At 61.5% G+C, this 17,791-nt stretch carries 17 protein-coding genes; 2 read left to right on the top strand and 15 right to left on the bottom strand.

Annotation, left to right across the window (positions count from 1 at the left end):
- The first annotated feature begins 309 nt into the window (after positions 1 to 309).
- Positions 310 to 3,849 carry an ATP-binding protein gene (locus VC212_RS09850; RefSeq protein ID WP_323515391.1) on the top strand — a complete coding sequence of 1,180 codons (3,540 nt, stop codon included), beginning with the start codon at positions 310 to 312 and terminating at the stop codon, positions 3,847 to 3,849.
- Positions 3,850 to 3,939: 90 nt separating this feature from the next.
- Here the strand turns inward: VC212_RS09850 and mdtD are convergent, their stop codons facing one another.
- Entirely contained in the window at positions 3,940 to 5,361 is a 1,422-nt protein-coding gene (mdtD, locus tag VC212_RS09855; protein WP_323515390.1) for a multidrug transporter subunit MdtD, read from the bottom strand.
- Positions 5,362 to 6,055: 694 nt separating this feature from the next.
- Between mdtD and VC212_RS09860 the strand changes: the two genes are divergently transcribed.
- Positions 6,056 to 7,588, top strand: coding sequence for a helix-turn-helix domain-containing protein (locus tag VC212_RS09860; protein WP_323515389.1), 1,533 nt, complete (start codon positions 6,056 to 6,058; stop codon positions 7,586 to 7,588).
- Positions 7,589 to 7,605: 17 nt separating this feature from the next.
- Here the strand turns inward: VC212_RS09860 and VC212_RS09865 are convergent, their stop codons facing one another.
- The 14 genes from VC212_RS09865 to VC212_RS09930 form a co-directional block, all read right to left on the bottom strand.
- Complete coding sequence (locus tag VC212_RS09865; RefSeq protein WP_323515388.1) at positions 7,606 to 8,856, bottom strand: hypothetical protein; 1,251 nt, start codon at positions 8,854 to 8,856, stop codon at positions 7,606 to 7,608.
- A gap of 224 nt (positions 8,857 to 9,080) precedes the next feature.
- Complete coding sequence (locus VC212_RS09870) at positions 9,081 to 9,704, bottom strand: hypothetical protein (RefSeq protein ID WP_323515387.1); 624 nt, start codon at positions 9,702 to 9,704, stop codon at positions 9,081 to 9,083.
- Between the two features lie 213 nt (positions 9,705 to 9,917).
- A complete protein-coding gene (locus tag VC212_RS09875) occupies positions 9,918 to 11,846 on the bottom strand; it encodes a hypothetical protein (protein ID WP_323515386.1) in 1,929 nt (642 codons plus the stop codon).
- Positions 11,847 to 11,882: 36 nt separating this feature from the next.
- Positions 11,883 to 12,566: a glycoside hydrolase domain-containing protein gene (locus VC212_RS09880; protein ID WP_323515385.1), complete on the bottom strand. Its 684-nt coding sequence runs from the start codon at positions 12,564 to 12,566 to the stop codon at positions 11,883 to 11,885.
- A 172-nt stretch (positions 12,567 to 12,738) separates the two neighbouring features.
- Positions 12,739 to 13,086 (bottom strand): hypothetical protein, encoded by a 348-nt coding sequence (locus VC212_RS09885; RefSeq protein ID WP_323515384.1) that lies wholly within the window; start codon positions 13,084 to 13,086, stop codon positions 12,739 to 12,741.
- 275 nt (positions 13,087 to 13,361) lie between these two features.
- Positions 13,362 to 14,444 carry a hypothetical protein gene (locus VC212_RS09890; RefSeq protein ID WP_323515383.1) on the bottom strand — a complete coding sequence of 361 codons (1,083 nt, stop codon included), beginning with the start codon at positions 14,442 to 14,444 and terminating at the stop codon, positions 13,362 to 13,364.
- A gap of 19 nt (positions 14,445 to 14,463) precedes the next feature.
- Positions 14,464 to 14,811, bottom strand: a complete 348-nt coding sequence (locus VC212_RS09895) for a hypothetical protein (protein ID WP_055850379.1) — start codon at positions 14,809 to 14,811, stop codon at positions 14,464 to 14,466.
- Between the two features lie 79 nt (positions 14,812 to 14,890).
- Positions 14,891 to 15,541: a RebB family R body protein gene (locus VC212_RS09900; RefSeq protein WP_082473490.1), complete on the bottom strand. Its 651-nt coding sequence runs from the start codon at positions 15,539 to 15,541 to the stop codon at positions 14,891 to 14,893.
- A complete protein-coding gene (locus VC212_RS09905; protein WP_228324248.1) occupies positions 15,538 to 15,756 on the bottom strand; it encodes a RebB family R body protein in 219 nt (72 codons plus the stop codon). Before VC212_RS09905 ends, VC212_RS09900 begins: the two co-directional genes overlap by 4 nt.
- 50 nt (positions 15,757 to 15,806) lie before the next feature.
- A complete protein-coding gene (locus VC212_RS09910) occupies positions 15,807 to 16,094 on the bottom strand; it encodes a hypothetical protein (RefSeq protein ID WP_323515382.1) in 288 nt (95 codons plus the stop codon).
- Positions 16,095 to 16,242: 148 nt separating this feature from the next.
- Positions 16,243 to 16,521 carry a RebB family R body protein gene (locus VC212_RS09915; protein WP_104614476.1) on the bottom strand — a complete coding sequence of 93 codons (279 nt, stop codon included), beginning with the start codon at positions 16,519 to 16,521 and terminating at the stop codon, positions 16,243 to 16,245.
- Between the two features lie 52 nt (positions 16,522 to 16,573).
- Positions 16,574 to 16,840 carry a RebB family R body protein gene (locus VC212_RS09920; RefSeq protein ID WP_055849430.1) on the bottom strand — a complete coding sequence of 89 codons (267 nt, stop codon included), beginning with the start codon at positions 16,838 to 16,840 and terminating at the stop codon, positions 16,574 to 16,576.
- Positions 16,841 to 16,870: 30 nt separating this feature from the next.
- The gene (locus VC212_RS09925; RefSeq protein WP_115528595.1) at positions 16,871 to 17,140 is read right to left on the bottom strand and encodes a RebB family R body protein; all 270 of its coding nucleotides are present in this window, start codon (positions 17,138 to 17,140) and stop codon (positions 16,871 to 16,873) included.
- A 38-nt stretch (positions 17,141 to 17,178) separates the two neighbouring features.
- Positions 17,179 to 17,466, bottom strand: a complete 288-nt coding sequence (locus VC212_RS09930) for a RebB family R body protein (RefSeq protein ID WP_055849437.1) — start codon at positions 17,464 to 17,466, stop codon at positions 17,179 to 17,181.
- Positions 17,467 to 17,791 lie beyond the last annotated feature (325 nt).

Genomic DNA, 17,791 nt, shown 5'->3' on the forward strand with positions numbered 1-17,791 from the left:
GCAAGCCTTGTGATCTGCCGGGCAACGACAGTTGGCCGAAGCTTGAGCCCATGGCCTTGCGGTCCAGGTGCCGCTGGCGATGCTGCAATCTGGCCAAATGACCATGGTGCCCATCCTGCGTGGGCTCGACACCCTGTGCCGCTAGCCGCGGCGTCGCGATCGAATTGCTGGCGCTGCCGGCGCTGCTGGAGCGGCTGCTTGAGGCCGCTTGGGCTTGCCCGCGTACCGCGCGGCCCGCACTATGCGGCGACTTGTCGTGAAACGTATCCAGTGCGCCTTTTTTTGTCTTTTCTCTATCGGTTATCGGTCTTGCTGCCGCTTGGCTTGTGCATCGGTGTGCCAACCGCATTGGCAGTACGCGCACCGGTGACTCCGGTGCCTACCCAGATCACGCTTGCGGATGGGCTGCCGTCGGAGACCATCAGCGAACTCGCCGAAGACAAACAGGGCTATCTCTGGCTTGCCAGCGATGATGGTCTGGCCCGATTCGACGGGCGCAACTTCCGCATCTGGCGCATGGAAGAAGGGCTGCCCAGCAATGCGGTCTGGACGGTCTGCGTCAGCGCCGACAATCGGGTGTGGATGGGCTTCGAGAACGGCGGTGCCGGTTTCCTGGAGAACAAGACGCGCATCTTCAAGCCGTTTGAGAGCCCGCAGTTTCCGGAGTTGCGCGAAATCACGGTGTGGGCATTGGCGCAGACCCCGAACGGCGACATCTGGCTGGGCACCGCAACCCATGGTCTGTATCGGCGGCGACCCGATGGCAGCGTGCAACGCTTCTCCTATGTGCCGGGCGATGACACGAGCCTGCCGGCTGACAGCGTCATGGGGTTCGAGGTGGCGCCAGATGGAACGTTGTGGATTGGCACTCCTGGCGGGGTCGCACGCTGGAACGGCACGCGGCTCGAACGTGTGGCGCTTCCCGGAAACTCCCAGGCCGTCAACCGGCTGTACCTGGAGCGTAGCGGCGACACACTGTGGGTGTCGGATGTTACCGGCGATTTTTTCGGGGTGAAGGCCAACGGTCAGGTCCGTCCCCAGCCATGGCGTGACATCTCGCGCAAACAACGCATCCTGGGCGTGCTGCTGCACGATCGCAGTGGGCGGTACTGGCTGGACGCCAATCGTGGCATCGGCTTGGCGGTTACAGGGCAAAACATTCGTAACGTGCCGATCTACAGCTTTTCGGCACACGGCCTGGTCGAGCGGAACTGGATGTCCGCCTACGAAGACCGCGAAGGTGGACTGTGGTTTGCGGCGCTCGAAGGAGGGCTGTGGCACCTGCCTCCCCACTGGGACATGTTTGCCGTGCTGTCTCACCATAGCAACGCTCTGCAGTCGCCGGCCAATCCGTCCATCACGGCAACGACGTCGGCGGCCTCTGGCGGCATCTGGTTGACGGGCACGAAAGGCGTGCTGGAATACCTCGACCCGGCAACCGGGAACCTGCGGCAAGAGCGGCCCAAGATCGGCAAGTACGTTGCCGCGGACTACATGCTCGAAAGCCGGGCCGGCTACGTCTGGATTGGGGTCCACGACGAATTGGTGCGGTATGACCCGCGCTCGCGCCAGGTCAAACGCTGGCAGTTGGGCAGCAATGTCGATGCCGATGCATCCCTGGAGCGGGCAGGCCGGATGGCCGAGGATGCGCAGGGGCGACTGTGGGTCACCGTTGTGCAGCAGGGGCTGCAGATCAGAAGCGAGGAAGGGCAATTGCTTCGGACCATCGTCGAAGGCAGTCATGGGCTGGAGGCGTTGACCATTCTCGACATCCGCGCGGGTCCGGATGGACAGATCTGGCTTGCCAACAATGCCGGGTTGCGGCGCTGGGATCCGGCTGCCGACCGTTTTGTGCCGGTGCGCGGCGCGCCAACGCTGCCAACGCAGGTCTTTCGTCTCGCAGAAGGCAACATCGTCTGGATCGGATTGACGGGGCAGATACAGCGCTACCTCTGGGATGGTCGGCAGCTCAAGCATCTGGACACGGTGGGGAAAGATCAGGAATTCCCGATGGTGGCGCCGAACGGCTTGGTGGTCGATGCCAAAGGTGTGGCCTGGGTGTCGAGTCAGCGCGGCTTGATCCGTATCGATCCCGGCAGCAAGCTGGTGCGGGTGTATGGGGTACACGACGGGCTTCCAAGCCCGCAATTGCAGCCCAACACCCTGGTGCAGGCGACGGGCGGGCAGATCGTTGCAGGTTCTCCCGACGGCGTGGTGGTGTTCGATCCCACTGCCATGCGCCCCAACACCCGCAGGCCGCCCCTGCTGATCGAGCGGGTTGGCCTGCGGCGTGGCGAACGTGGGCTGGATGTCACCGGGCAAGAGCCGTTGAGGATGCAGGACGACGACCGCGACCTGCACATCGTGGCGCGTATGCCCACCTTTACCCACCCGGAGTCGTCCAGCTACCGCTTCCGTCTGAGCGGCTACGACCCGGACTGGATCGACGTCGGTCCCAGCGGTGAACGTCTGTTCTCGCGGCTGCCGTCGGGGGACTACACCCTGGACGTGCAGGGGCGTACCGCCGATGGCATCTGGTCGGCGACCCAGACATTGAAGTTTCAGGTCCTGCCGCCGTGGTGGCGTAGCCCGTGGGGGCTGCTGCTGCTGGTCACCTTGGCGGTGTGCGTGGTGGTGGCAGCGGTGCTGTTGTATCGCCGGCGATTGCGCCGGTTGAATGCCTGGCAGTTGGCGGTGCACAAGCAGGAGTTGGCCGAGCAGGCATCGCTGGCCAAGACCCGCTTTCTGGCCACGCTGGGGCATGAAGTGCGTACGCCGATGACCGGTGTGATGGGCATGAGCGAGCTGCTGCTCAAGACGCAACTGGATCACCGGCAACGCAGCTACACCGAATCCATCCGTCGTGCCGGTGCGCACCTGTTGCGGTTGGTCAACGATGCGCTGGACCTGGCGCGCATCGAATCCGGGCGCCTTGAGCTGGATCAGCAGCCGTTCTCGTTGCGTCAGTTGATTGCCGAGGTCGAAGCGTTGATGGCGCCGCTCGCACAGGAGCGTGGCCTGCGTTTCAGCCTGGAAGTGGGCCTGCTCGGGGACATCACCGCCAGCGGCGACCCTACCCGGATTCGGCAGATTCTGCTCAATCTGCTCAGCAACGCGATCAAGTTCACCGAGCGCGGGGTGGTCGGTTTGAAGTTGACCACGCTGGGGTCGTATCAGGGCCTGCGGTTCGAAGTCGCCGATACCGGCCCGGGCATCAATGCCGACCAGAAAGCGCGGTTGTTCCAGCGGTTCGAGCAGGGCGATGGCGCCAAGACCACCTCGCGCTACGGCGGTAGCGGTCTGGGTCTTGCGATCTGCCAGGAGCTTGCCCTGGCGATGGGCGGGCATATCGAGGTGATCAGCCGGCTTGGCTCCGGGACGCGATTTGTCGTGGACCTGCCGCTGCGTTGGGTCACCTCCAACGCTGCGCTCAGCGGTGAGGTGACGCGTGCCAGCGCGGTGATCGCGCCGCAGCGCATCCTGCTGGTAGAAGACGACCCGACCATCGCCGAGGTCATCATCGGCCTGCTGCGCTCGCAGGGGCATTCAATGGTGCATGCGCCGCACGGCCTGGCCGCATTGACCGAGGCCGCCGACAACACGTTCGACCTGGCGCTGCTGGATCTGGATCTGCCCGGCCTGGACGGGTTCGCACTCGCGCGGCAATTGCGCGTTTTCGGTTACGAGATGCCGCTGATTGCGGTGACCGCACGTTCCGATGAAGCCGCCGAACCAACCGCCAAGGAAGCAGGCTTCGACAGTTTCCTGCGCAAGCCGCTGACCGGCGACATGCTGGCCGACACCATTGCCGATGCATTGCGACGGGTCCGTCCGCGCGAAGACATCTAAAAAAAACCGCCGCATCATTGGCGGCACCTGTGCCATGCGCGGCCCGCACGCCCCGCGTTTCAACGCGTCCGCGCCAAGCCGTTGCGCCGATTACTCGGCCACCGCTTCCACGTCCTTGGGATGCGGCCGTGTGTCGGCCAGCTGCCAGAAGATCAGCGTCGACGTCAGCGTAATGCCGCCCACGCACAGGAAGGTGGCATGCAGTGCCGCAGTGGCGCCGTGCGTATCGCCCAGATGAGTGTTGAAGGCGGCCAGCAGGCTGCCGGCGGCCGCCGCGCCGAAGCCGGTGGCCAGCATCATCACCATCGACAACAGGCTATTGCCCGGGCTGGCCTGATCGCGATCCAGGTCGCGCAAGGTCACGGTATTCATGACGGTAAATTGCAGCGAATTGACGCCGCCGAAGCAGGCTAGCTGCAGCAGCCGCAACCATAGCGGTTGGCCCACATCGATCAGTGCGAAGCTGGCCATCGCCAGGCCCACCAGCACGGTATTGATCATCAAGGTGTTGCGGTAGCCGAAGCGTCCGACCAGCTTTACCGCTGCGCGTTTTGCGGCCATGCCGGCCAGCGCCACCGGCACCATCATCAGCCCGGCATTCATCGGGCTCATCTCCAGGCCCACCTGCAGCAGCAACGGAATCAAGAACGGCATCGAGCCACTGCCGACCCGCGCGAACAGGTTACCCAGAATGCCGATGCGATAACTCGCTACCTTGAACAGCGCCAACGGAAACAGTGCGTTGCCGGTATTGCCGGCATGCAGCCAATAGCCGGCCAATGCCGCCAGCCCACCGATTGCCAGCAACATCACAAACGCATGCCGCAGCCCGAGTTCGGAAATGCCATCCAGCGCCAGCGATAGCGCCACCATGCCGACCGCGAGCATCAGATAGCCGGCCAGATCGAAGCGCCTGCGTGCATCGCCGTAGTGGTCCGGCATGATCTTCAGTGCGGCGATAAAGCCGATGATGCCGATCGGCAGGTTGATCAAAAACACCCAGTGCCAGGACGCCACTTCCACCAGCCAACCGCCCAAGGTCGGGCCGATCAGCGGGCCGATCAGCGCGGGAATGGCGATAAAACTCATGGCGCGCAGGAAGTCCTCGCGCTCCACCGTCTTGAGCACCGCCAGCCGGCCCACCGGCAACAACATCGCACCGCCGATGCCTTGCACGATGCGCGCGCCCACCAGCTGCGGCAGCTGCTGCGCTGCCGCGCACAGCAACGAGCCCAGCGTGAACACGATGATTGCGGCCAGAAAGGTACGCCGTGTCCCGATGCGATCCGCGATCCAGCCCGATGCCGGGATGAACATCGCCACCGCCAGCGCGTAGCTGAAAACCACCGACTGCATCTGTAGCGGACTCTCGTGCAGGCTGCGCGCCATCGACGGCAATGCCGTATTGACGATGGTCGCATCCAGCATCTGCATGAAGATTGCCAGCGATACCAGCCACAACAGCGGCTTGATGGTGGCGTAGCCACGCAGGATGGGGGCGGGCTGGGACATGGGGATCGCCATCGGAAGGACAGCGCATTCTCTCAGCGCCGTTGTGCAGAAAGTCGCAACGGTGTGCGCATCTGATCAGAACGTGCATGTCCTGCGGACTGCAGTGAAGGGTCGCCCGAGGTGTTGCCGAGCTGCTTGCAGGGCGCGCGGTCGATTCATGTACCCCGGCACTGCGTGGCAGCGAACGCCTTGCCACCCCGGCGCTGCGTCACTGCTTCCGATGCCTTGCATGCGAGGACTGCATCGCAGTGTCTTGGCATCAGCGCATCCGCTAACGTCGCTCGCTTGCTCGGCGCAATGCGGGCTCGTTTGCACGGGTGGTTGCTGGAGATCTTCGCAGCACGCCATCGCCATGCCGGCAACGAATGAGACGAGCCTCACCCAATGGACGATAGGGGCAGCCACATGCCACGAATGGTCGGGACAGGCACTAAGCAGCGTGTTAATGCCCAATATGGCTTTGCAACAAGCGTCTGATTCGCTGGCGACTACTTGGTGCCTCCAACGGGTCCAGCCAACGCAAGCGAGGTTCATCCCACAGTGCGATGGATCGATCGAGCGGGACACGCGGGGAGCATTGGATTGTCGCGAAAAGCCGAGTCGTTTCTTGGAGCGTTGCCGACGGTCTGGTCAGGGATGGCGCGACTTGGGTATGGCCGCCTTCTGAGCGCGCCAGTATCGGGTCGGACTATCAATGAAAAAGCAGGTCTTCGATGTATTGCGGCGCGCCTATCTTCCGGGCGATCCCCAGGCAACAATGCTCGGAAAGATCGCCGCGGAACTGGCGCAGAGCGAACTCTTGAACGACGCGACATGCGCGTTTTTCGGGGTGGAGGGCAGCGATGCGCCTGCTCCGGATCTGGCGAACGAGCAGACGACGATCACCCATGATTTTCCTGTCCAGCATGCCCATCACGTTCTTGGCACACTGAGAGTGACGCCGGCCCAGGGCGGTATGACCACGCAGGCGATGACGTTGTGCCAGCGAATCGCCACCTGTTGTGCCTATCTGATCAAGCGTGATGCCGCGCGGGCCTGGGCGGAAGATCGATTCGATCGGTCGTTGTTTGTGGCAGGCGTGTGCGAACAGGTCTGGATGATCGATGCGTTCGTCGAGCGTGCCGCAGGCAGTCGCTTGCCGGCCATCGTGCGTGGTGGGTTCGGCACCGAGAAAGAGGAAGTGGCCGTCTTGCTGCATGCAACGGGGCCCTGGCGGGATGGGCCGTTTGTCGCGGTGGATTGCGACGAAGCGGATGGCGACCCGTCGGCCTGGTTCGAGCGCGCGGCCGGCGGAACGCTGTACTTGCAAGGGGTGGATGAGCTGGACGCAGCGCTGCAGCGTCAGTTGTCGCGGTGTCTTCGGGGGCGGCACGGCCGCTGGTCCGCCTCGGGTGCCGATGTTTTCACCCGGGTGATCGCCTCCACCACTGCCGATCTGTCGCAGCGCGTGCGCTCGGGGCAATTCTCGCGTTCGCTGTTGTCGCAACTCGATGTGCTGTCGATCGAGCTTGCCGCGTTGTGTGAGCGGTTGCCGGACATCGCGTTTCATCTCGAGCACGTGCTGGAACGGCACGGCTTCGATTCCCGGCAATGGGTGACTGACACACTGATGGATGCCCTGACGCAGTATCCATGGCCCGAAAACCTGCTGGAACTGGAGCGGGTGGTGCTGCGCCTGGCGGTCATGACCGCAGGCAGGCCGATTCAGCTCGCCGATCTCCAGCAACATGCACCTCGCCTGGCCGCAAGCCTGCTGCAAGGACAACAGCGTGTCGCGGGCTCAGTGCCATCGCAGCCGCACGATGGTCCGCTCGCGCCCACGCTACCGGCAGCGCCTGTCGATTGGATCGACGGTCTTCCGCACCGTCCAGGTCAACGCCTCGCCACCTTGCATGACGCCCTGCGGCGAGCTCTGGTCTATCTCGGCGCGCATTACGCCGAGCCGCTGACCCTGGGCGATCTGGCGCGACAGGCGCACGTCAGCCAGTCACATCTGGGCTTTCTGTTCCGCGAGGAGCTGGGCACCACGTTCAAGCCGCTGCTGCAGCAGCTCCGTATTGAGAAGGCCAGGCAACTGCTGCATCAGCAACGCAAGCTGCGCATCACCGAAGTGGCGCTGAAGGTCGGTTTCGGCGACCTGAGCCATTTCGAGAAGAGCTTCCGGAGGCTTGTTGGCCTGAGTCCGCGCGAATTCCGCAACGCTGATAGAGCAGGTGGGATTGACTAGCCGCAAATGCGGCCTGCTCAGACTGGGTCCCTCTGGTGACCCAGTACGGAGTCGTATGCCTGGTAGAGGAGGGCCGTGGTGACAGGAAGCGGGTTTTGGGCCAATGCCGTTGCAATCAGCAGTTCGGCTTCTTCGATAGCATTCCCAAACTGCTTGATGTACAGGTCACGGTGATGCCAGTTCACGAAGACCGGGGGCTGCCGCAACATCGGCAATGAGCCCAGCCCCACACCCCAGTAGCCGGAGCCCACTCCCACATTTCTGTCCGTACTTCTCCAGGCATGTTCGGCAACGGTGTAGGTGTGACTGCGCATCGCAACATAGCCTTCGTTATCCCTGAGGATTTCGTCATATAGACCAAGCAACTCCAGAACGTTCAGGTTCAGGCATGCATCGAGCTGGGTCCCATTGCTCTTCAAGAATTCTTCCGCCAAATGCCGCACGATCCTTCCTGGTGCTGAGAAGCTCTGTGCACCCCTGTCGCCCCCATTCGCGAACGCGTTTCCCGCCAGGGTGGCGTGCTTGCCCGGTAGTGACAGCAACGTGTTGTTCCTCTGCACATCCGGAATGATCGGGGCAAATCCTTTGGATCTCTCATCTCGCGCGTACACCGCAAAATAATTAAGGACGTTGGCGCCCAAGGTAGTCCTGCTGGCCTGGAAATTGCCGGTGCCCGGCACAGGGTCCACTGCAAAGATGTTGACGGGGATATCGCCAAGTTCCGCGTCTGCGCGCATTGCGTTTGCCATCATGTGGCATGTGACGGCGCCGCGGCTCCAGCCAATCAGGTTCACGCAAGTAGGCAGTGGCTGCTGCAGAATCCGCGCCCGCTCATGCTGCAAGGCCTGTGGCGTGATCTTCCGGTCTGGCTTGCGAAACACCCCACCGAAGTCGATGGGCATGTCATACCCTGCCAACCTGGCCTTGGCCATTTCGTTACGCAGAATGTTTTTTTCCGTATCCGTCATCTTGGTGCGCATGTAGGTGGGATCTTTCTTGATCACCGCAATCGCATGTTTGACGTTCTCCTCCCATCCTGTACCGAATAAATTCCCTCTAGAATTTAGATAATATCCTGGGCGGGTCCACTTGTGGTCTTCCTGGTGATTTCCGCTGCCCGGGCCGTCTGCGATGATCCAGTCGTCAAACTCGATTCCCTGATGGTTGCGTGCCAGTGTGGAAATGAGCTCTCCATTCAAATAGTTCGCATTGTTGTAGTCTTCACTGTTGGAGCCGGTTCCGCTGAAAAATACGGTAAAAACAGACATTATGATCGCCTCCAGGTTTGCTGGTTGATAAGGCCTGCGTCCCTTCGGGTCAGGATGACTGCAGGGCGCAATATCGCGTCGTGGCGCGATGAGGTCGGTATTCTTGAATTCCCCAGGGGAGCGATACTCTGGAGGTAAGTAGGTGAAATCGATGATGTGGGTCGATTTGATTTTTCACAAACAGACAGGTTCCCATTCCAGGAAAAGCGAGTGGCTCTGACAGGCTACTGAAATCCGTCCATCATGTTTTGCATCAGGTGGCCCTGTAGTGAGTCCTCGACTTTTGTCAGCTGAGAAACATAGCTGGAGTAGTCGTTTGTTGAGTCGAGGAGGTAGTTGATGAGGATCGTAAGAGACGCGAGGACACAGTTGAAACTGTTGAATCCATCTCCGCTTCTCAATGCATAAACGTTAATTTGCGACGACGCCACATCGAACCATTGTGGGAAATTCTCGGCATCTTCCGCCGTCACCGGTATCTCGAAGCTGATGCAGGTAGGGTCGCTCAGCATGGCGATGTCGTCCTGCCAATGGCCGCCACCGCCTTCGCCGAAGAACGCCCAGGGATAGCCTGTCACGTTTGGCACAAGCCCCCTCGCGAGTTGGACTTGCCCACCGACACGGGAAATGACGGCCGTATGTCCGGTAAACTGCTCCAGCAGTGGGGAGCGCGATAATCTTGAGGATCCGATTCCTAGATTCTGCTCGGTCCAGGTGATTAGCCCTCGGTCGGGATTGACCTCGTAGCGCATGTTTGGCGAATGGTTCCACCACCCCTGATGGCGCGACATGCCCACAATACCGACGGAGTTGTCTTGTCCTGACATCGAGTTGAGTAGCACTGTCATCTTACATCTCCTTTATAACGAAACGGAACATGCCCGTTGGCGTGTCTCGTGCCAGGTCGAGCGACCAGGATGGAACCCCGTCGCTGATACAGCGGGCCATGCCTTGCCAGTAAATAGGCAGTGGCTGAATGCCGGCTAATGCTGGATTATTAGAATGGTTCGCTCACCGAAAGAGTCGGTGGCTAGGGTTTACATATGGATGTGATTACACGCTCAATAAAGTCGCGAGTGCTCGGAAAGCGCGTGTTGAATCAGCTCGTATTGTCGCCCCGATTGTCTTCGTAGTACGTAGTCTGCAGTCAATGCGATAGCCGCCTTGCGTTGCGCTTGTATATCCAGCAGTGACGCGCGGCATTTTTTGAGATCTTCTCCGAGAGGGTGGAACGGTGCTTCATATGAAGTTGCGCTGGTAAGGGTGATCAGGGTCAGTATCGTGTTTTCGTTACATAAGGCGATCGTCGTTTCATGACTGATACTGCCCGCTCGCGGAGTGCTATGTCGGTGCATTCGTATTAGTGGAAAATCGTCTAGAGAGCGAGACAATTCGGCGGATTTCAGCGTTATCTGTTTCTCGTAAGGGATGCGAACGACAGCGGCCATGTCCATTCCAAGGAATGGAAATTGTTCAACATCAATGTAGGGATGTCTCTTGAGCAATTCGATCAACGCAAGGTCGTCGCTGAACGCCGCTGAGAGAGGGGGTAGCTCAGGGAATGCAGTGCGATGAATTTGGTGGACTATCGCTTTTAGGGCACTGCGTGCGCGCATAATGCGGTGCGATGTTGCCATGTCGGCATTAAACGCTTGATCGGCGGGGCTGCGTTGGGGATCAAGGGAGAGACTCCGTAACTCGACTGATGTCATCAAGTCTTTCATCAGTCTGGTCGGGTTTTCCTCCTTCAATGTTTTCCCGGCGATGGTGCTGAGCGTCGTTATGAAACAAGTGCGGTAGGTGTCCTGCCGGTCTACCTGTGCCGTATCGCTCTCCCCGTTTGCCTGGTCAAACGATGTGGCCGAGTCGTATAACCTGATAAAGCGCCTCTCGTACTCGCTCAGCGCTTGTTTTTCGCGGGAACTGTTGTCGGCAACCTTGCACAGCGCGATCATGGTTTTGCGGAAGTGGTAATCCAGGCTTGGGAGCGCCAGTTTTCCCAGCTCCGGATCCCTGCTCATCGGTCGATAAGGTTCAAGGTCGGACCAGGCCATGATGGCGCCGATCGTGTCGGGCCTCAGGATGGTTATGCCGACAAGCTTCATCAGTACATGGTGACTGCCGGTATCATCCTTGTACGTTTTGTGTTTTTCCTCGATGCTGTGGTTGTTCCTGCGAGAATGGCTGGTGTTCGCTCCTGCTGGGCTTTGCTCGAAATGCCAGGTGTATGCGAGGCGATACGCTTTACTGAAATCTCCCCGTTTGCTGGTCAGAATGCTGGGTGTGGGTGTCGTCGTAGGTCCGTTACTTGCGGCGGGCCCAGCATCGCCCTTTCCATATCGGTCGTGCCGTTGCTTGCTGACGTCTTTGGGTGTCAAGCGTTGTGCGTGTCGTTCCAGATCAAGTGAGTTCAGTCCATACGGATTTTGTGTGTGTTTCAGCTCTTCGCAAATGAGGTTTGCCGCTTGAACAGTTCCGCTTCTGAGCTCAAGAAGATCGATTGTTCGGACACTAAGAGGCTGGTTCGGCGTCTCTGCAGGAGCGATTTTTGACCTCATCTGAGTGTCTCGATGCAGGCCGAGCGCAATCTGTATGCGAGCCGCAGCCAGTTCGTCGGAAACGATCCTTTTCGCGCGTCTGTAGCAGTTTTGTTGAGCTCTTGCCGGAAGCCATGGGTTAACGAGAATTTGCATCTCCCATGCGGAAGTGCCGCTCCGTAGCGGATCGGCATCCTCGCTCAGGCAGGCATTGAGTGCATTGCGTCCTGTGAGATGGATGCGCACGAGGCATCGATCCCGGTGCGGAGTTTGCCTGGTCACGATGCAGTCGATCTCGGTCTGGTTGAGGCCGCTGATGCGCTTGTCCAGTTGCGTCAGGATTTGAATAACCGCGCAGCGAACATTGGGGTATTGCTTGGCGTCGTTGATCGAGGTGGTGAGTACCCGGCTGGCGGCGCGATGCTTTTCATGGTGTTGCTGACTTTCGTGCATTCGACTTCTCCTTGACGCAGGACCCATGCGGAATCACTACGCGCTTGGATCGGCCATGCTTGAATAGCTGAGGTCCAGTTCAAGGCCGTCGCACGGCGTACCAGGAAGCGATAGCGCCGCATTCTGCTCGTATTGCCAGAGCATGGCCTGGGAATAGCCGCAGCCGGCCGGGTCGGCGGCCTGGATATGCTGAATGTCGCCGGCGTAGGGATGGCGGCCCGCGGTGGAGACGCGCCAGGCCCAGACGCGTGGGGATGGGCCGGGGCCGATCCGCGACAGCAATTCCACTGCGCGCGCGTGCGAGCAATACAGGCCTGGCGAATATCCATTGCCTACCAGCGCGGCGATCCACATACGGATGTAGTCGATGGCCGCCTGGGACGGGCTGCCGCCATCTTCCCAGTCGAGATAGACCACCGCGCCGTCGGGGAAACCTTCGGCGCGTGCCAGCGCTGCGGCTTGTGTTCCATCGATGCTGCCCTGCCGGGCGGTGACGTCGCGCGAGCCTGGGCCGGTCGTTTGCTGACCGAGGTAGACGGGCGCAAGGCCCCAGCCTTGCGCGGTCAGCGCAGCGCGTTGGCCCATCCAGCCCTTATTGGCATGGCTTGGCGCCGGTGCCAGGTAGTAGCCGCACCATGCCAGGTCGGTCTGGGTCTTGAGCCAGTCGAGGGCGGGCGATCCGGGGAATTGATCGATGTCGAAGCCTGTGTAGAACGGCATGTCAGAAGTCCTTGGGATCGGCGTTGGCTGGACCAGGGCGAGATGGCCGGAACGAATTGGCTGCGCCGCTGGAGTGACGTTGCGGCAGGGAATCGGGCGACCGGTTCCCTAAGAGACCGGTTGGTTCACCGCAAGAACGGGCGTCACCGCAGCGCCGAAACGCATCGCTCCGTCAGCTGGCTGTTCCGTCGCCGGCGTTCGGAGTGGCCGGCGACGTCGCCGCCATCGCCTGCTCGGCCTGCTGCTGCGCGGCGGCAACGGCAGCGGTTGCGGCTTCATCGGCCTGCTGCAATGCCTGACGGGATGCATAAACCGCCTGCTCGTTGTCGGTGACGGCGGCGGTTGCGGCCTGCATCGCCGCCTGTACGGCCCTGTCGCTGGCGGCTATTGCCTGTTCGACCTGAGCTTGTGCGGCCTGCAACGCGGCATCGATTGCCGATGGCTCAGGCGGTTGCGCAGTACTTGCGGTTGGCGCTGCAGCGGTCGTGGCTGCTGGGGTCGGAAGGGTGTCGTCGGACATGTCGGTGTCTCCTGAAGTGGAAGCGGGTTGGAGCGGGGCAATGGCATCGCTTCGCGGGTGCTGTATCGGTGCCGGCAGCGATGCAGTATCGGGCGGGCGCTGCGCTGCAGATGTGCGCAGCATCTCGCCCAGTGCGTGTTCGGCCTGCGTCATACCCTGGCGTGCGGCCGCCAGGGCCGCGGCGCGTCCTGCGTGCACCGCGTTGCGGACTGCGTCGGCGGCGCTGATCGTCGGCGGTGCCTGGTCTGTTGCCGCGGGAAGCGACGTTGGTGCGTTCACTCCGGCTCCTCTGCATCCTGGGGCACGCTCGCACTCATACTCGCACCCGCACTCGCCGGCGCCGCCCCGAAATCGCGGAGCGAGATGATGCCGTTGTTGACCTGTAGCAACGCAGCCAGAGTGTCGTTCTGCATGGCGAACACGCAGCTGTTGCCATCCTGGCCCAGCACGCCATGGCTGGGCCGGTTGGCCGCCAGGAATGCCTGTGCGGACTGCAGATAGAGGCGGATTGCATCGCTCGCTGCCTGGTTGTCGCCTTCGCCTTGGTAGCTGGTGTGTTGGACGATCTGCTGGGCGGCCAGCGATAACCGCGCGAAACCGATCTGGCGACCGCGCGCCAGCCATTCGGCAACACTCATTGCGACCTCGTTGGGCGAGGGCAGCCCCTGCACTTGTGGGCAATCCAGGGCAGCGAACAGCAGCGGCAGCAGTGTCTGCAGTGCCGAGGATGCCGCAAGCGCGCGCTCGTCCTCAGTGGCGAGCGTGGCGGTGCAGGCCAGATAGAAGCGGTAGTAATCGCAAAATTCCAGCGGTGTGCGCGCCTGCTCGATGGCGAATGCGGCGGCCTCCTGTTGCAGCGCAGGCGTCACGTTGGCTGGCGGCGCTTCGGCGGCCAGTTGGCGCAGCGCCAGGCTTTCCTGCAGGTCCAGCGACTGGAACACTCCGGCGCCCTCGACCTTCAACTGCGTCAGAAGACTACGGCCTGCGGCTAGGTCGCTTGCGGTAAACAAGGCGTTGTCGTGAAAAATGCGCTGCAGCTGCGCTTTGACCACCGACCCGGTATCGCCGGATTCTGCCTGTGCGAGCGTGCCCAGGTCGGCCGAACTCAAGGTCATCAGCTTGACCGGGCTGACCTTCAGCGCCAGCTGCGGGAGCAAGGTCAGGCGCGAGCCATGCAGACCTTGCTGCACCTCGTCGAGCAAGCTGGTCTCGTCGGGGAAGTCATAGCGCGCGCCGGGCGATTGGATCGCCCAGTCCAGCCATTGCGTGCCTCCATCAATAAAGGCCATGGCCTGCCTGCCCAGTGACGACAACATTCTTGGCATCGAGATCAGGCGGCCTGCGACAGAAACGGACATTGCATGACTCCTTGTGGATTCAACCAGCGGGGAAATTCTTCAGCACCAGGCCTGCCGCCGAGCCGATCCTGGCGAAGTCGTCGGTGGCGCCCTGCATCAGTGCCTGCGCCTGGACGAGCGCGACAACATATTTGTCGTCGCCGGTAGCCAGGTACTGCGCCATCGCCACGCCGACCGCGGTAGTCGCGATGGTCGAGACATTGCGCAGCGCATCGGTGGCGTCCTGTACTGCGATGGCAGTCGATTGCGCCACCGATTGATAGGCTTTGCCGGCTCCGCTTGTCAGTACGACCTGCGGGCTCATGGTCGCAAGCTGCACCTGGTTGATGACGTCGATGACCTGCGCATTGACCTTTGTCGGTTCCATCTTGGTTCCCATGGAAGGATCGGCCGCCTTTCAATGAGGCCTGGTGATAGGGGGGCAACACGCCATGTCCGTAGACGGTCTACGACTGAGGAGGTGGCGCAGGTGCAGGTGCAGAGCTAGATGTAGATGAAGGTGCAACAGGAGCAATAGGTGCAGATGCACGAACAGCTGCGGGAGTGACAACAACTGCAGTTGCGGGTGCAGCAGCAGAAGCATCAGAAGTGGCAGCATGATCTGAGCCGGCGCCGGGGGCGGGAGGACTGGTGGGCAGAGGGGGCGGCACGCTTAGCGCATGCACTTGCATGAGGTCGGCGGTTGCGGTCGCCGCGTTTGCCGACGCTCCCTGCGCCTGCGTTTTCAGCACATCGACGGCCACCTTGGCTTCTGCAGCGGCGGCGGCGATCAGCGCTGCCGGTGGAGGCGGCATCGGCGGCGGCCCAGGCAGGGGCGCGACTGTCGGTGCAGGGCCGGGTGGTGCGGGTGGCAACGGCGCTGGAACCGGGAACGGTGCCGAAATCATCTTGGCGCAGGCCGCGGTGATCGCTGCGGCATTGATCATGCCGGCGCCCTGCTGTCGGTTGACCGCGTTGTGCATCGCCATGCCTAGCGTCTCCAGCATCACGGCATCGAGCATGCCGAGCGCCTGCGCAGGTGCCTGACCGGTGGTCAGCGTCACGATGCTGCTGACGGCGTCGACGATCTGGCTGTTCACGGTACTGTCGTCGATCATGACGAAGTCGCTCCCTTCTGGATGATTAAGGCAAGAATCTGGGTGAGGGCGGCATCGGCAAGCACCTGTCCGCGTTGCTGGTTGGCGACGGCGTTTTCCATTGCCAGTGCGATCGAGTCCGCTAGCGCCAGATACGTCGCGCCCATTGCAAAAGCCGGGGCCTGCCCGATGGTCAGCGCCGCGCCCGTGGCGGCAGTGCCGACCAGGCTGGCCACGCTTGCGGCACGTGCGCTGGGCTGCATGACCGTGCGCTGGCGTTTGCGTGCTAGGCCAACAACGGCCTGCGCTGGGCAACGCTGGCCGATGCCGCGAACAGGACGGTGGTCTGTGGCTCGTGTTTGCACGCGTACTGCAAGGCCACGCCGTTGTGTACGCGTTCGAGGAGTGCGAAATTGCCGTACGGTACGTCGATCACGCTGTCGGACTGCTGGCGGTACACCAAGGGCTCAACGCCGGGAATCATCGGCAGGATGCCGTCGAACTCGACGTTCATCACCGCTTTCTGGTGCGGCGCGAACGTCGCCACGATGGTGCGGCCTCTGATCAGTCTCACAACCACGTCCAGGGTGTTGGACGTGGGGACATGATGTAGTTGCAACATGATGCGTCCTTTCTCGATGCGTCCAGGGGGTAGGTCACAGCGGCAATGGCAGTGCAGACCGGGCGTCGCTCTTGCGGCAGCAGCGGCGCCCGGTTGCCGCTTACCGAAGCCCGGCGCTCAGGATTTCCCGGGTGGCGACGCCATCGGACGCGGTGTCGATCGCATACAGGGTGGACACACCCTGGGTCGTCGATGCCTGCATCGTCACGTAGGACTGCTGCTGGTTGTTGGTGGCGTTGTGGGCGGCGTTGGACAGCGCCTGGCTGGTGGCGACGAACAGATTGCCCATTGCGATCGCCGGCGCATCGCCGAGGACCTTGGTGTTGACCTGGGAAACCGAATCGGTGATCTGGCTGTTGACGGCAGTCGGAAAGGCCATGGTGATAGCTCCTTGAGGTAGTGGAAAAATGAAGACGTCGCGGCGTTAGCGGTTAGCCGAGCATCTTCTTGGTGGCGGCACCCGTGGCGCCGGTATCGAGCGAATACAACAGCGAAACGCCCATCGTGGTGGCTGCTTGTGCGGTGATGTACATCTGCTGTTGCGCGAGCGTTGCGTTGTGGGCTGCGTTTGCCAGCGCCTGCGCGGTGGCCTGGTACAGATTGCCCATGGCTGCGGCAGGGGAACTTCCCAGTACCTGCAGGTTGGCCTGGGTGACCGAGTCGGTAATCTGGTCGTTGACGGCGGTGGGAAATGCCATGCGCGGATGTCCTTGGCGTCAGCCTGGCGATTAAACGCTCAGGATCTGCTTGGTGGTCACACCGGTGGTGGCGGTGTCGATGGAGTACAGCGTCGCCACACCCATCGTGGTGGCCGACTGCGCGGTGACATAGCTCTGCTGCTGCGCATTGGTCGCGTTATGGGCGGCATTGGCCAGCGCTTGCGCCGTTGCCTGATAGAGATTGCCCATGGCGATTGCGGGCGCGTCGCCCAGGACCTTGGTATTGACCTGGGTAACGGAATCGGTGATCTGGTTATTGACTGCGGTCGGAAATGCCATTTCGTGCTCCTTATGTGCCAGAGATCAATGCGATTAACTCAGCCCAGGCCCTTCACGCCAGTGCTCAGGATCTGCTTGGTCGCCATCCCGGTGGTGGCGGTATCGATGGAGTAGAGCGTGGCGACCCCCATCGTGGTGGCCGACTGCGCCGTGACGTAGCTTTGCTGCTGCGCGTTGGTCGCGTTGTGCGCGGCGTTTGCCAACGCTTGTGCGGTGGCCTGATACAGATTGCCCATGGCGATGGCGGGGGCATCGCCCAGCACCTTGGTGTTGGCTTGTGTGACGGAGTCGGTGATCTGGTCGTTGACGGCGGTTGGAAATGCCATGTGTCTCTCCTTGGAATGTGACGACGGTTGGAATGCTTGAAAAGCGCGACGGTGTCGAGGTTTGCCAGGTGGTTGGCCTGTCGAGAGAATGTGCAGTTCCACCGCATCACCGTGTCGCCACGATAGAGCGCCATCGATCGAAGAAATTGGGGTTAACGATGGCAATACCGGGGTTAACGACGTGAATGCTGTTCTGCTTTAGCGTTGTATCCGACTTAATTCCGGTTTTATCGAATCTTGCAGCGCGTTCAGCGGTAAACCGCGATGCGGTTTGCACTAAATCCCTGTAGAACCGACGGGAGCGCCGCAGTTGGCAATCGCGGTG

Origin of the sequence: Xanthomonas sp. WHRI 8932A, from assembly GCF_035012785.1 — a bacterium.
Lineage (GTDB): Bacteria > Pseudomonadota > Gammaproteobacteria > Xanthomonadales > Xanthomonadaceae > Xanthomonas.